Source organism: Pantoea sp. OVA07A, assembly GCF_019969975.1.
Lineage (GTDB): Bacteria > Pseudomonadota > Gammaproteobacteria > Enterobacterales > Enterobacteriaceae > Pantoea > Pantoea agglomerans.
Genome location: NZ_JAHXYM010000002.1, coordinates 294,854 through 308,463, shown reverse-complemented (window position 1 = coordinate 308,463; position 13,610 = coordinate 294,854). Strand labels below are relative to the sequence as shown.

Sequence of the window (13,610 nt, the reverse complement as noted above, 5' to 3'; positions counted from 1 at the left end):
ACAAATAAAGCGGGTATTTAGCAGATGAGAGTCGTGCGGATATGCTTTTAGAAAAACCCACCACCAGGCGTAAATTTTTGCTCGGTTCACTGCTGGCGTTGCCATTAAGTGAACTGGTCTTCAAAGGCATTACTGCGGCACAGGCGGCAGAGATGGCCGCACCGGAGTTAGCCGATTACAAACCGATCTTTTTTAGTGCCGATGAGTGGCAGTTTATCCTGGCCGCCACTGACCGTTTGATTCCGGCAGGCGGCAAAGGCAAAGCGCCGGGCGCGCTGGAAACTAACGTGCCGATCTTTATCGATCAGCAACTGCACAGCGAAGCGTTTGGCAGCGAAATCTACATGCAGGGGCCGTTCAATACGCAGGCGCCCGCAACCATGGGTTACCAGATCCCGTTCCGCCCACAGCAGATGTATCAGACCGGTATCCGGCTGATTAATCAGTGGTCGCAGAACGCCCATCAGAAAGCGTTTCATGCGCTGACGCTGGAAGAGAAAGATGCGGTGCTGACCCAGGTAAACAAAAACGAGATCGACTTTGCCGCACTGGGCGAAGCCGATCTTAAGCCTGCGCATTTCTTCAGCCAGCTGCTTTCCGATACCAAGCATGGCTACCTTGCTGACCCGATGTACGGCGGTAATAAAGGCATGAAAGCCTGGATCGCCATCGGCTTCCCCGGCGCGCGTGCCAGCTTCACCGAATGGGTGAAACAGCACAACGTTCCTTATCCGCTGGGTCCGGTCAGTGTGAAGGGCGAACGCGCGTAGGGCGCGTCCACATCAGGTATTTGAAACAGGATTATCATGGCACAGGTTACTAAAAAAGAAGTCGACGTCGTGGTCTGCGGCCTCGGCTGGGCAGGCTCGCTGATGAGCATCGAGCTGGCACTGGCAGGTCTGGATGTGCGCGCCCTTGAGCGCGGCGGCGATCGCGATTATGACGAGTTCGCCTACCCGAAACCGGCGGATGAATACGCCTATGCGGTGCGCAATAAAGTGTTTGCCACCCCCGCCGAAGTGGCGGTCACCGTCCGCTACAACAGCAGCCAGACGGCATTGCCAACCCGTAAATGGGGTGCGTTTGCACCGGGCACCGGCGTAGGCGGTTCCGGCCTGCACTGGACCGCAGTACTGATCCGTCCGACACCGACTGATATCAAACTGAAGACCTATGTCGACGAGGCTTACAAGCCGGGCATTCTGCAGGATGATATGCGGGTGATGGACTTCCCGTTCAGCTGGGAAGAGATCGAGCCTTACTACTATAAATTCGAACTGATTTGCGGCCAGTCGGGCAACACCGGCAACCTGCGCGGCAAAATTCTGGAAGGCGGCGATCCGTTTGAAGGCCCGCGTTCTGAGCCTTATCCGCTGCCTGCGCTGGATGACACGCTGAACAACGTGATGTTCAAAGAGGTGGCGACCAAACTCGGTTACCATCCGTTCCCGAACCCGTCGGCCTGTGTGTCGCGTGCGTGGAAAAACCCGTACGGCAACCAGATCGCGCCGTGCAACTACTGCGGCTACTGCAGTAAATATCCCTGCCTGAACTACTCCAAAGCGTCGCCGCAGACCGCCGTAATGGATTCACTGAAGCGTATGCCGAACTTCTCCTATGAAGTGAATGCGGAAGTGATCAAGGTCGTGCTGAACGATGATAAGAAAACCGCGAAAGGCGTGATCTACATCGATGCACAGGGCAACGAGTGCTTCCAGCCAGCGAAAATCGTGGTGCTGAGCAGCTTCCAGCTCTACAACGTGCGTCTGATGCTGCTCTCCGGCATCGGCAAGCCTTACAACCCGATTACCGAAGAGGGTGTGGTAGGGCGTAACTACGCGTTCCTGTCCAACGGCGGCGCAACGCTGTTCTTTAAAGATAAAAACTTCAATCCGTACGCTACGGCGGGCGCGACCGGCCAGATGTTCAACGATATCTCGCCAGGCAACTTCGACGGCCCATCACTCGGCTTCCTCGGCGGCGCGAAGATCCACAGCTCACAGGCGACCGGTACGCCGATCAGCACCGCGCTGCCAAAAGGCACGCCGACCTGGGGTATGGGATACAAGGAAGGTCTGGAGGAGTGGTACGGTCATTCGATGAAGATCAGCATTACCACCACCTGTCAGTCTTACCGCGATATCTATCTGGATCTCGATCCGAACTACAACGATCACCGTGGCCTGCCACTGCTGCGCATGACCTTCAACTGGAAAGAGAATGAGCTGAAACTTCAGCAGCACCTGAAAGGCATCGTCGGCAATATCGCGAAAGAGCTGAACCCTGACAGCATGAGCATGAGCTTCCTGCCAATGGGCGCGGACTTTGACCTGACCAAATATGTCTCTACCCACAACGTGGGCGGTGCCGTAATGGGCGATAACCCGAAAACCTCGGCGCTGAACAAGTATCTGCAGAGCTGGGACGTGCATAACGTCTTTGTGCCGGGCGGTAACGCTTTCCCGCAGAACTTCCAGGCGAACCCGACCGATACCATCGGTGCGATCACCCTGATGGCGGCACAGGCGATCAAAGATCAGTATCTGAAAAATCCCGGCCCACTGGTACAGGCATAAGCGCATGAATAAGCTGAAACTGAAATCTTTTATCTTTGCCAACGCGGTGCTGTTAGCCAGCGGATTTGCGCTGCCGGTTCACGCCGAAGATGAAGCGCAACTGATTAAGCAGGGCGAATATCTCTCGCGGCTGGGCGACTGCATGGCGTGCCACTCACTGCCTGGCAAGCCTGACTATTCCGGCGGGCTGGCGATTGAGTCGAACCTTGGCACCATCTTCTCCACCAACATCACGCCCGATAAGCAGCACGGCATCGGCAACTACAGCGAGCAGCAGTTCTCTGACGCGGTGCGCAAAGGGGTATTACCGGACGGTTCGCATCTCTATCCGGCGATGCCTTATCCTGATTACGCCAAAATCAGTGATGCCGACATCCACGCGCTTTACGTCTACTTCATGAAAGGCGTGCAGCCAAGTGCAGAACAGCCGCCGGAAACCGATCTGAGCTTCCCGTTCAGCCAGCGCTGGGGCATGCGTTTCTGGAACTGGGCGTTCGCCTCGGATAAGCCGTTCCAGCCGATTGGTGGCGCTTCTGAAGAGGTCAACCGCGGTGCCTATATCGTGGAGAGTCTGGGCCACTGCGGCAGCTGCCATACGCCGCGCGGTCTGGGCATGAACGAGAAAGCGCTGGATAGCGGTGACGATAAATTCCTGGCAGGCGGCAGCCTGAATAACTGGGATGTGCCGTCACTGCGTGGCCTGCCACGCTGGAGCGAGCAGGAAGTGGTGGACTACCTGCAGACCGGCCGTAACGATAAAGCGGCGGTGGGCGGCGAGATGACCTCGGTGATTGAGCACAGCAGCTCACACATGACCGACGCCGATCTGAAAGCCATCGCGGCCTACCTGAAGTTCCTGGGCGGCAACCCGCCATTGCAGGCGTACAACGTGCAGGCGCAGCAGGCAACGGAAGCGAAGCTGACCGCGGCGAAGAACCTGAGCGAAGGCGAGCGTCTCTATCTGGATAACTGCGGTGCCTGTCACTTCGTGACCGGCAAAGGCGCCCCGGGGATCTTCCCGGAGCTGGATCAGGCGACGATCGTCAATGCCAAAGATCCAACCGGTCTGATCCACACCATCCTGGCCGGCGCACAGCAGCCTTCCACCGCGAAGGCCCCGTCGAAACTGGCGATGCCAGGCTTTGGTCAGCGTCTGAGTGATGATGAAGTCGCGCAGCTGGCGACCTTTATTCGTCAGGGCTGGAGCAACACCGCGCCAGCGGTGAGCAAAGATCAGGTTGCTGAAGTGCGTAAAACGCTGAAGTAATCGAGCTTTCCCCTCTGCCCGTTCGGAGAGGGGAAATCCCGGATTAGTGAAAGGTGCGCACCACTTCCAGCACGCCGTTAATGATAAACTGCACGCCCATACAGACCAGTAAAAATCCCATCAGGCGCGATATCGCCTCAATGCCGCTTTTACCCACCAGCTTCATGATGGCACCTGAACTGCGCAGTGAAACCCACAGAATCAGGCTCACCAGCAGGAAGATTAGCACTGGCGCGACGGTGATGACCCAGGCCGGAAAGTCGACGCCGCTTCTTACCGTCGAGGCGGAAGAGATGATCATCGCAATGGTACCCGGCCCGGCCGTGCTTGGCATCGCCAGCGGCACAAAGGCGATATTCACCGGCTCTTTGGCTTCATCCAGCTCATCCAGTTTCTGCTTTGCTTCGACAGAATGGCCAGCAGGTTTAGCCGGGAACAGCATCCGAAAACCGATAAAAGCGACGATCAGACCGCCCGCCATGCGCAGGCCAGGAATGGAGATGCCGAAGGTATTCAGCACCGCGCTGCCCGCGTACCACGCCACCATCATGATGGCGAAGACATAGATAGAAGCCTGGCGCGCCTGTCGGTTGCGCTCCTGGAAGTTCATCTCACCCGCCAGCCCCAGGAACAGCGCCACGGTGGTGAGTGGATTGGCGAGCGGCAGGATCACCACCAGCCCCAGACTGACTGCTTTAATTAACTCCAGCATGACAAATCGCCTTTTCCGTGGTGATTAGTGCTTCGGACGCTCCAGCGCCTCAAGCAGTTCCGGAAAGAAGTCCTGCAGGATTTCAGGCGTCATCAGTTCGGGATACTGCATCAGATGCTCGCGGATACGCTCATTGATGTCCGGCAGCAGACGCTGGGCCGCAGCGCTGGCGGTGATTTTGTGCTTCTTCATGGCGCGCAGCAGATCGCCTGGCAGCGCGTCTTCATCGTCGGCGTCATCCACCATCTCCAGCGCGTCCAGCTCGTCGAACATCTCCATCAGCGCTTCGGTCTGCGGCGTGCGCGACTCATATTCACGCGGATGTTCATCTTCCAGGAAACGCAGCATGGCGCGCATTGGCGTGCCGTCTGGCGTGGATGGCGGCTCGGTAGCGAACCAGCTCAGCAGCTGATGCATGGTGACCTGATGGACGCGAAAGCCGCTGTCGACCAGCTCATCGGCCAGCAGCTCGGCGGTTTCGTTTTCAATCACGCAGATGTGGGTACGTTTGGGTTCGTACTGCTCCAGCCACTGGTAGATCTCTTCAATCACGCCATCGTCATACTCGAATTTTTTGGTGACATAGCTGTCGTCCTGTTCGTGAACGCAGGCCTGAATCTGATCGGGGTCGAAGTAAAGTGCGATGTTGATGCCTTTCATGCGTGCTGTCCTGTAGAAATCAAAACAACACTATAGCGCTCAACCCCAGGTTAAGGGAATGTCAGGCGTCACAGCATGGGGGGCGTTTAACGCTCCCCTCAGAGCAGAGAGGGGAGAGAGAAGGGAAGGAGATCAGGAGATAAAGTTTTTGCCCTGCTTCAGCACCACGTCACAGGCTTTGGTTTTCAGCTTCTCACCCATCGGCGAGTTGCTCAGGCTTTGCAGATTCAACTGCTGGCCGTTACCGGTATTCAGCAGACCGGCCACGCCCTGGGTGTAGTCGGTTTTCTGTTCCTGCGCGGTGGTGGTATTCAGACCGAGCTTGCTCAGCACCTGATCTTTGACCGACTGCACATTGTTTTTCACCACGTTATGTTCGACACAGTACTGCATCACACCGGCGGCGTTGGTCATGCTGTTGGCGCTGACCGCTTTATCGCCGCCGCCCAGCATGCTGGTAATGGTAGAAAGCGACATGCCGCCATTCTGCTGCGTGGTGCCGGTGGTGCTGCCGTTGTTCTGCTGGCTGAGCTGCGATGCTGCACTGCTCAGTTGATCCTGCCAGCTTGCCGCTGATGCACTGCCTGCGACCAGAAGTGCCGCCAGTCCCCATCCCCACGCACTGTGTTGTGCTTGCTTCATTTCAACCTCGGTATGTGCTTATTCAGTTTTCCTAAGAAAGGCTGACGGGCAGAAAGTTCCTGACTTCCTTTTATAAAAAGCGTCTTAAATAGCACTTTGGGAATCTTCTGTAATAAGAGCGATAAAATATTCAGATGCTTGTGGGTGTTATTATTCTGTGAAGTGATTAACTGAAGGCAGTAATAAGCACATCCCGCGGAAACATTATTTAATATTCTCACGATGTTTATCAGGAATCGTCCTGGTTTAAATTAAAGTTACCGCTTTGCTTATAGCGCGTTTTCTAAGCGCTTGCGTCTGGTCTGGTAATATTTACCTGCGAAATCATCTTAATATAAATTCATGTATTTTAGTTATTTTTTATTTTTAACGTAGCGGTGATTTAAGCAAGGTTGCTGTTTTTTGATGCGATTTTCTGTGCCGTAATTAAATTGAGTTGGCAGGGTTTTTTATTATTCCGGCTTGCGAAATCAGCCAGAGTGTTCATGCTTAATCACTGTGTCAGGCAGTTGTGGCAGATATTTAATTTAACGGGAGCGATATTATGGCTGGACAGCCAGAGCACAATAATAATGCAGAGGTCACGCTTAAACTCGCTGAAGAGCAAATAGCCCTGACGAAGCAAAAGATTGTGGATGGACATGTCCGTGTTACCCGTTCCACAACTGAGCATGACGAGGTCATCAGTACACTGCTTAACCGGGAGAAGGTTGAGGTTGAGCATGTAGCGAAAGCGCAACCTGTTGAAACGATGCCCGAAATCAGGGAAGAGAACGGTGTACTGATTGTCCCGGTAGTAGAGGAAGAAATCCAAATCGTCAGAAAGCTGGTGCTTAAAGAGGAGATCCACATCCGAAAAGTGCAGGAAAATGTTCCTTTTCAGGAGGTGGTGACCCGACGTGAGCAGCAGGTGAACGTTGAAAGAGATGACGATCAAATTAGCTAACAGAGAGGAACCTATCATGGCACATGAAAAAATCGTAACACTGTTCGATTCTGCAATTCAGGCAGAGGCCGCGAAAAGAAATCTCGTGAAAGCAGGCTTTTCTGATCGGGACATCAGTCTTATCAGTGGAGAACGTTTGCAGGAGGAAGGACACTCTATCCGCCATCCAAGCATCTGGCAGCGTCTGTTTGGTCACTCCGTTGATAAAGAGCAGGCCGATGTTTACACCAGAGCGATGGACAAGGGCGGCGTAGTGCTGACTATCCGCACCGAGGAGGAGAAGCTGGCTCGCGCCATGACCATTCTCCATTCTCATGACTCGGTGGACGTTCCGTCACGTATGCAAAGCTCGGTTGAGAATGGCACCACCGCGCCGGGCATCAACCCGACGACGGCAGGCAAGCAGTTTGCTGGTGAGACCAACGACCGACAGGTTGAACCGCGACGCACCTCACTGACTGGTGATGAGAGCGAAGCTGACATTCTGCGTCTGGCCGAAGAGCAGGTGGAAGTGGGTAAACGTCTGGTGAGCGAAGGCTCGACTCGTGTTCGCCGCTATACCGTGACCGATACCGTATCTGAAGATATTTCGCTGCATGAGCAGCACGCTGACATCTTCCGTCGTTCGGTTAATGAACCCGCGCTGGCTGGGGAAGTGGACTGGTCAGAGAAAACTGTCGAGGTTGCTGAGACCCATGAGCAGCCGGTTATCAACAAAACGACCCACGTGAAAGAAGAAGTGGTGGTGCGTACCGACGGCAGCGATCGTACCGAGACCATTAACGACACGGTGCGTCGTCAGGAAGTGGATATCGACCATGCACGAGGTGGTCTGGAGCGTGAACTGCCGGGTACGACCGCAGGGGTAAAACCTGCGACCGCAGCAGTAGGCACACAGTCACCAGGTGCACATAACCGTGACCACAAAGAGAGCCTGACTGAGAAGGTGAGTGAGAAAGCCAGCGAAGTGAAGGATAAGGTCGGGAACAAACTGCACGACCACTCGCATTGAGGCGCTTATCCTGACAACAACAGGCGCTAACGGGCACCGCTGATGCCCGATGCTGAGCATGCAAGATGCAAGAAGGGGCCAACCGTGAGGTTGGCTCTTTTGCGTTATTTTTTCCTGATAATCGCATTCAGCCAGACTTCGTCGCCGCGTCCCGCTCGTACATCACCGGTCTGCCAGGTTTTTTCTGTTTCAATAGCGAATCTCTTTACCGCTGTGTCCTCAGAGCCAGCCTCACTTTTTATCCCTATCTTATTTGTAGTCAGAATGTCACCGCCGAGTGTGTTTACCCCATCTACCAGTTTCTGTAATCCAGCCACATCCATATCTGTGAATCTGCGTCCGTCCTTTTCCCGTTCGCCGCGGCCATATTTAAAAGAGAGATACCCTACGCCGCAAGGCTTCAGCGCCATGGCCAGTTTTGTCATGACGCCGGGTAGTTCAGCTTCGGAAACATGCAGCAGCGAGGCGCAGCACCAGATACCGTCATATTTTTCAACCGCATCAATATCCTGAAATCGCATCTGCATTACAGGCTTTCCGGATAACTGGCGGGCCAGCGCAACCAGCTCCGCCGAGGCATCAAAGGCTTCGACGATAAAACCCATTTCGCTGAAGGCTTTAATGTCACGACCTGAACCGCAGCCTGCATCGAGAATGCGAGCGCCCGGCGGCAGGCAGTCAATAAAAGGCGGGTAAAGCGCAGACATATCCACGCTTGCCGTATCGGTAAAAAACCGCTGAGCGTTCTGCCGGTAATAATCTTCGTTGTTCAAAACAGGCTGTCTCCCTGTGCCGCTGGCTGCCATTCGTGGAGCAGAGAAAATTTTGCCGTATCCCAGCTGTTTTGCAGGAAACTGTGCCGCAGCAGCGGCGTTGCGCCGGTCTGGCGGATTAACGTCTCCCGAAGTGGCAGATGACTGTTAATAAAGTATTCGTTTCGATCATGCAGTCGCTGCAAAAGTATTATCGAGGGAATGCGTGCAAATTTACCCTGAGCGCCACGATTACAGGTCTGGCAGGCCAGCACCAGATTCCAGACGCCGTTAAGGTTGCCGATTTGCTCGCTGAGCATCAGCGGCAGGAAGTGATCGACATCCGCCAGGTTCTCTTCGCCACCTGTCACGCCAATGGCACGGAAGCAATAAAAGCACCGGCCTTTCTGGTAGCCGTTCAGGCTGCTGCGGCAGCTGGTAATGGTGACGCGGCGACCGCTCTGGCGACTGAAAAGCATCTTGTCATTATCGTCATAATCAACCGCAATCAGGTTGCGTGAAACGTTCATCGCCCAGGCTTCTTCTACCAGCCGCCATCTGGCATCCGTTTCCGCTTTCAGACTGGCAAACTGTTCGTTTTCCGTCAGCTGATAAAAGTTATCCGTCAGCCGGATGCCTTTATGGCTTCGCCGTTCATCCAGGAAAAAGCGTTTGTCGATCTCGGCGTGATTCACATTGTGAAAAGCATCGATGACGTTAGCGAACCCGCGTTTGACGGTAATAGCAATCAACTGTTCTTCGCTGATTTCGCCTGCGTTGAATTGTCTGCATGCCTCCAGAAACTCGCTGCTTTTGCTGGTGATCTGCTTTGGCGCATGACGCAGGTGGGCGCATAAATGCCTCACAAAAGGCACGGCCAGCGCTTCCAGCGTAATCAAATCGTTGTCCGGCTGCTTCAGATCGTAGAGCGCATGGGCAAGGGCAAATTTATAGGACGCGACGTTTTTGCCAAAAAGGATAACGCCGCGCCAGTAGTTTTCAAGGCGGGGATCGGCCTGGTAAAAGCGCATGCAGGATCCTGTTTTGCGAGACAGCTCGAAGAATTCACGTAACAGGATCACATAACAAATGCAGGTAAATGTAAACCGTAAAGGTGGGAGGGGCAGCGGAGCGTTCTTTATGGTGGATAAGGGCAGAAAAGCGTTTGTGATGGATGATGGCATAACTAAAAGGTAGGAAAATAAAGTGTTATCCACCGGCTATGATGCATCAGCATTTAGCGCTGGATAGGGATATTAACGCTAAGCTGCTTAAAGGAGCCCCTTAATTGCCGCGCGTCATGATCAGCGGTTAGCCCGGCCCCCGCTATCGATGAATATACTTTTACCGTACAGGCTGTAATGCTGTTGGAAGCCGTTGGAATATTGAAAGAGGGCAAAAGCAGCAGGGCGCCGGAATAGGTGGTTCAGGAGAGGCAAGAGCAGTTGCTCGGGCAGGAAGTGTTAATAAGACGCGCTCTGCTTGCCGAGCGCGTCTTTAAATCGCGGAAACAATTTATGTTGGTTCGGGCCGGGCCGTATGGCCCTACCTATCAGAGCGCTGATTAAATAAGCGTTTTGTCAGGGAGCACCTGTGCCACAACATCAAACCCTGCCTTATCAGCCCATACGTTCCTGTCACCAATCACAAAAATATTGTTTTTTGCTCTGGTGAGTGCAACGTTCAACAGGTTAGGTTTGCTTGCCGCCCAATCTGCTCCACCCTGATGAGCCACGTCGCAGCCCAGTACAAGAATGACAATGTCATTTTCCTTGCCCTGAAAAGTATGCACGGTTCCCACATTTTTTCCGCGCCACGCCTTCAGGTCGGTTCGTGATAATGCTGTTTTACTGACAAGTTTATTTAAGACATCTGGTCGCTGCAGGGCATCTAAAAGTCCTGCCCGCACCGCTTTAAATGGCGTAATAACATAGATATCGGCAAGCTTATAGCCAGCGTCAGAAAGCCTCAGGAGAAGGTCTTCAGTGTCTCGAGCCAGTTCTGATTTGTATTGCTTACGAATGCACTCTCCTTCCGATGAGTACCAGCAGTTGCTCAGGCCATTTTTAAGCGGCTGGCTGACTATGGCCTGATCTTCCAGCCCGTGGATCATACGGTTATCGTAGGCTATCTGGTTCGCGATGCTGAACATAGGTTCGATGCAGCGACGATGAACCCATAAAGGAATGCCAACCCACACTGGCTTGTTCATCACCGTCAACGTGCAGCCATAGGGATTAGCGCGATCGGCAATCTGCTGTACCGACCATTTTGCGGGAGTCCACTCTTCAGCATCATTAGCGAGTGTCGCCTCGGTCAGATATTTTGTCAGACGTGGTGGAGTGACAAACACCGGCTCAATCTGTAAAGGATCGCCTACCACCAGTACACGTCTGGCACGCCATAGTGCGCCGACCGCCGCCTGTGGCAGCGCCTGACCCGCTTCATCTATCATCAGCCAACCCAATTGCGCTTCCGAGACACCATTGAACATACGCCCCAGCGAAGCAAAGGTGGTTGAAACAACGGGCACTATCATAAACAGAAGCTGCCACATGCCTATAGTATTGGCTTCAGAGCCGGGAGCACTCAAAAAAGCGCCCATTTTAAAAAGTTTTTTGCGGAAGTTACCGTGTCTGGAGACTTCTGCCAGCCAGGCCTGATGTAGTTCCATTGCCGCAATAAATAACAAAGACCGCTGACGGTTGATGGTTTCGTTCTGCCAGAAAGCGTAGCGCTGTGTATCTGCATCCTCAATGCTGTGTTCCGGTCCGGGGATAATGACGCCGGGGAGTTCTTCTCTAAGTTTCGCCTGATGCAGAGTGGCGTCATGCAATGCTGTTTTGGCGTCTGTCCAGGTTTGCTTCGCGGCTTTTTCATTCTCAATACATTGCGACAAATGATTTTCTGACACACTCAGTTGCTCGCGTGCAGCCAGTCTTTTTTTGCGTTCATTAATTAGCTCAAGATTTTTCGCTTCCAACTGCTGAAGAAAGCTCTGATAGTGCTTTCGATTGAATAAACGCTGCAGCCAGCCTGGATTACGCTTCTGTAGTGCCTGGTATTCTTCATGCAGGATGCTGACCTTCTCTTCCAGAAGATTGGCGGATTGGTGAAGCAGCCACTGCTTACTTTCTGCCTGGTTACGATGTGACACCGCCTCATGATGTTTTATCTCCAGAGCATTAATTATTTTTCCATCGCTGTATTTCGCCAGCCAGGTAGTCAATTCATCCAGTTGCAGTAGTTTCTGCTGCGACTGATCCACTTCTGCAAGCGCTGCGTTAAATTTTTCTTTAGCCTGTGAGAAGGAAAGTGGCGTGGCAGTTTTACACCAGCGCCAGTAATTAAGAAAATTAAACTCATCCGGGCGATGGGCTTCTTCAGTACTGTCTTTATCAAAGTGCGAAGTAAAAAAGAATCGATTGACGAATTTAGTCCGGTTCTTTTTATTGCCCATAATCGCTGCAATTAATCCCCAGCACTGCTCCTTTTCAGCAAGAGGCAGGAGCTGACCTTTTTTTTCGCGTGCGCTTAACTGATTGGCAACTGCACTCAAATAGTCCGTTTTGTAGAACTCTTCTGCCAGAGATTTACGCTGGGGCAGTTCACGAGAGATATTTTCTACTGCTGCATTATTAGAAGACGCTACCACCATTTCAAAACCAGTCAGGCTTTTGATCAAAAATCCGTCTTCGTTAAAGGCATCGGTTGCCTGTTTTAAAGAAGTCAGGACTTTGGCGCGCTCAACCACATTGTGCGCCATCAGGTCACGCAGCATGGTGGTTTTCCCTGTTCCCGGAGGGCCGTTTACCGAGAGCAGGCCGCCTTCATCCAACTCCTGAAGGACTGTATTGATGGAAAACTGCTGCATCAGCGACAGGCTGAAGCGGGGATCGGAAGGCCAGCGACCATGCGGTGTATGCTGCGGTGCCAGATGGCGAATAATCGTTTCCAGCCCTTTAGGGGAATAAAGATCGCTGTGACGATTCTGGCGAATTGAAAGATATTGATGCAACGCCTTGCCGCCTTCATCCTGAGCCACGGCTAGCATAGCTCGTTCTAAATCTTCCAGAAAGAAACTGTTGAGTATAGGCAGGACTTCAGTACTACTTTCCAGTTCTTCTTCTGCCTCACCGATGATTGTCAGGTCGCTTTGCTCGCTTCGATTCTGTTCGGTGTTTTCCAGTGTCAGGCGCGGTGTATTTTTTTCTGTTGAGCGAGAAGCTTTTAAGGGATACCAGTCAAGCTGCAAAGCAAAAGGCGAAGAGGGAAAATATTGCGCCCACTGACATAAAATCTCCAAAAGCCCTGTCAGGGCGGCGGCATTCAGATAAGATTTACCGGACTGTGGATGAACCGGTAACAAATGAGTGAGCCGGTTCAACTGCTCAGTTAACAACGTATTCCTGCTGCGGAAAGCCTCAAGGGAGAATTTAGCCGCAGACCCCTGCGAAAGCTTGCCAAGCGCCCAGGGCAAGGTGCTGACTGAAAGGCCTTTAAAATCAGGCGTTCCTTCTTTATCAACAGTCAGTTTAGCGAAGCAGGTCATACCTTCCGTATCTAGTCGCTGTTCCTGCTCGTAGCTGGCAAGAGGAGAGTCCTCTTCACCAAAAAGCTTTTCGCTTAGTAGCTCGGCCTCATTTTTAGGGAACAATCCCAGATGAAGAACATAATGCACATCCGCATTTTTTATTCCGGCCCTTTCGCGCTGTGCTTCATTCAGCCACGGCAATAAAGCGTCGCTGCAGCTTTCCAGCTCTGATGCAGGGATCTGAATGCTGTTTTCTTCTTCCTCAACGTTATAGGTTTGAAAGAATTCAATAAGATGCCAGCTGCTAAGAATGCGTAATGCTTGTTGCTTATCCACTTTAACCGTCCCTGAGGCAGTGTATAGGTCCATCAGCGATATGTGCGCTTAATGACAAGGAAAACTTATATATCACAGTGTAAAGGATCTATTCATGAGGATCGAGAGAAAACAGGGGCATGGGCTTTGATTTTAATAGAATTATAAATCTATCATTAATTGGTTATGCGCCT

The 13,610-nt window shown here is 52.7% G+C and carries 11 protein-coding genes; 5 read left to right on the top strand and 6 right to left on the bottom strand.

Annotated elements, in window-relative coordinates:
• Window positions 1-41 precede the first annotated feature (41 nt).
• Genes LC417_RS09890 through LC417_RS09880 form a run of 3 tightly spaced genes read left to right on the top strand, consistent with a single transcriptional unit; the run spans window position 42 to window position 3,843 of the window.
• Window positions 42-770, top strand: coding sequence for a gluconate 2-dehydrogenase subunit 3 family protein (locus LC417_RS09890; protein ID WP_223565789.1), 729 nt, complete (start codon window positions 42-44; stop codon window positions 768-770).
• Window positions 771-806: 36 nt separating this feature from the next.
• Window positions 807-2,576, top strand: a complete 1,770-nt coding sequence (locus tag LC417_RS09885; RefSeq protein WP_010251625.1) for a GMC family oxidoreductase — start codon at window positions 807-809, stop codon at window positions 2,574-2,576.
• A gap of 4 nt (window positions 2,577-2,580) precedes the next feature.
• Window positions 2,581-3,843 (top strand): cytochrome c, encoded by a 1,263-nt coding sequence (locus LC417_RS09880; protein WP_064690566.1) that lies wholly within the window; start codon window positions 2,581-2,583, stop codon window positions 3,841-3,843.
• Between the two features lie 43 nt (window positions 3,844-3,886).
• Here the strand turns inward: LC417_RS09880 and LC417_RS09875 are convergent, their stop codons facing one another.
• From LC417_RS09875 to LC417_RS09865, 3 genes are all read right to left on the bottom strand, one after another.
• The gene (locus tag LC417_RS09875) at window positions 3,887-4,555 is read right to left on the bottom strand and encodes a MarC family NAAT transporter (RefSeq protein ID WP_022625312.1); all 669 of its coding nucleotides are present in this window, start codon (window positions 4,553-4,555) and stop codon (window positions 3,887-3,889) included.
• 24 nt (window positions 4,556-4,579) lie between these two features.
• The gene (locus tag LC417_RS09870; RefSeq protein ID WP_010251615.1) at window positions 4,580-5,215 is read right to left on the bottom strand and encodes a hypothetical protein; all 636 of its coding nucleotides are present in this window, start codon (window positions 5,213-5,215) and stop codon (window positions 4,580-4,582) included.
• A gap of 132 nt (window positions 5,216-5,347) precedes the next feature.
• Entirely contained in the window at window positions 5,348-5,857 is a 510-nt protein-coding gene (locus LC417_RS09865; RefSeq protein ID WP_223565788.1) for a DUF2501 domain-containing protein, read from the bottom strand.
• Window positions 5,858-6,401: 544 nt separating this feature from the next.
• On the opposite strand from LC417_RS09865, the gene LC417_RS09860 reads away from it, so the two are divergent.
• A complete protein-coding gene (locus LC417_RS09860) occupies window positions 6,402-6,803 on the top strand; it encodes a DUF2382 domain-containing protein (RefSeq protein WP_010251609.1) in 402 nt (133 codons plus the stop codon).
• A 16-nt stretch (window positions 6,804-6,819) separates the two neighbouring features.
• Entirely contained in the window at window positions 6,820-7,815 is a 996-nt protein-coding gene (locus LC417_RS09855; protein WP_223565787.1) for a YsnF/AvaK domain-containing protein, read from the top strand.
• Window positions 7,816-7,919: 104 nt separating this feature from the next.
• On the opposite strand, the gene LC417_RS09850 is transcribed toward LC417_RS09855, so the two are convergent.
• From LC417_RS09850 to LC417_RS22535, 3 genes are all read right to left on the bottom strand, one after another.
• Window positions 7,920-8,588 carry a bifunctional 2-polyprenyl-6-hydroxyphenol methylase/3-demethylubiquinol 3-O-methyltransferase UbiG gene (locus LC417_RS09850; RefSeq protein ID WP_191917299.1) on the bottom strand — a complete coding sequence of 223 codons (669 nt, stop codon included), beginning with the start codon at window positions 8,586-8,588 and terminating at the stop codon, window positions 7,920-7,922.
• Complete coding sequence (locus LC417_RS09845; protein WP_223565786.1) at window positions 8,585-9,598, bottom strand: HNH endonuclease domain-containing protein; 1,014 nt, start codon at window positions 9,596-9,598, stop codon at window positions 8,585-8,587. Before LC417_RS09845 ends, LC417_RS09850 begins: the two co-directional genes overlap by 4 nt.
• A 533-nt stretch (window positions 9,599-10,131) precedes the next feature.
• Complete coding sequence (locus LC417_RS22535; RefSeq protein WP_223565785.1) at window positions 10,132-13,437, bottom strand: DEAD/DEAH box helicase; 3,306 nt, start codon at window positions 13,435-13,437, stop codon at window positions 10,132-10,134.
• Between the last annotated feature and the right edge of the window lie 173 nt (window positions 13,438-13,610).

Bases quoted from the DNA above. Each gene is read 5' to 3' on its own strand.
- LC417_RS09890 (WP_223565789.1), top strand. From the start codon at position 42: ATGCTTTTAGAAAAACCCACCACCAGGCGTAAATTTTTGCTCGGTTCA.
- LC417_RS09885 (WP_010251625.1), top strand. From the start codon at position 807: ATGGCACAGGTTACTAAAAAAGAAGTCGACGTCGTGGTCTGCGGCCTC.
- LC417_RS09880 (WP_064690566.1), top strand. From the start codon at position 2,581: ATGAATAAGCTGAAACTGAAATCTTTTATCTTTGCCAACGCGGTGCTG.
- LC417_RS09875 (WP_022625312.1), bottom strand. From the start codon at position 4,555: ATGCTGGAGTTAATTAAAGCAGTCAGTCTGGGGCTGGTGGTGATCCTG.
- LC417_RS09870 (WP_010251615.1), bottom strand. From the start codon at position 5,215: ATGAAAGGCATCAACATCGCACTTTACTTCGACCCCGATCAGATTCAG.
- LC417_RS09865 (WP_223565788.1), bottom strand. From the start codon at position 5,857: ATGAAGCAAGCACAACACAGTGCGTGGGGATGGGGACTGGCGGCACTT.
- LC417_RS09860 (WP_010251609.1), top strand. From the start codon at position 6,402: ATGGCTGGACAGCCAGAGCACAATAATAATGCAGAGGTCACGCTTAAA.
- LC417_RS09855 (WP_223565787.1), top strand. From the start codon at position 6,820: ATGGCACATGAAAAAATCGTAACACTGTTCGATTCTGCAATTCAGGCA.
- LC417_RS09845 (WP_223565786.1), bottom strand. From the start codon at position 9,598: ATGCGCTTTTACCAGGCCGATCCCCGCCTTGAAAACTACTGGCGCGGC.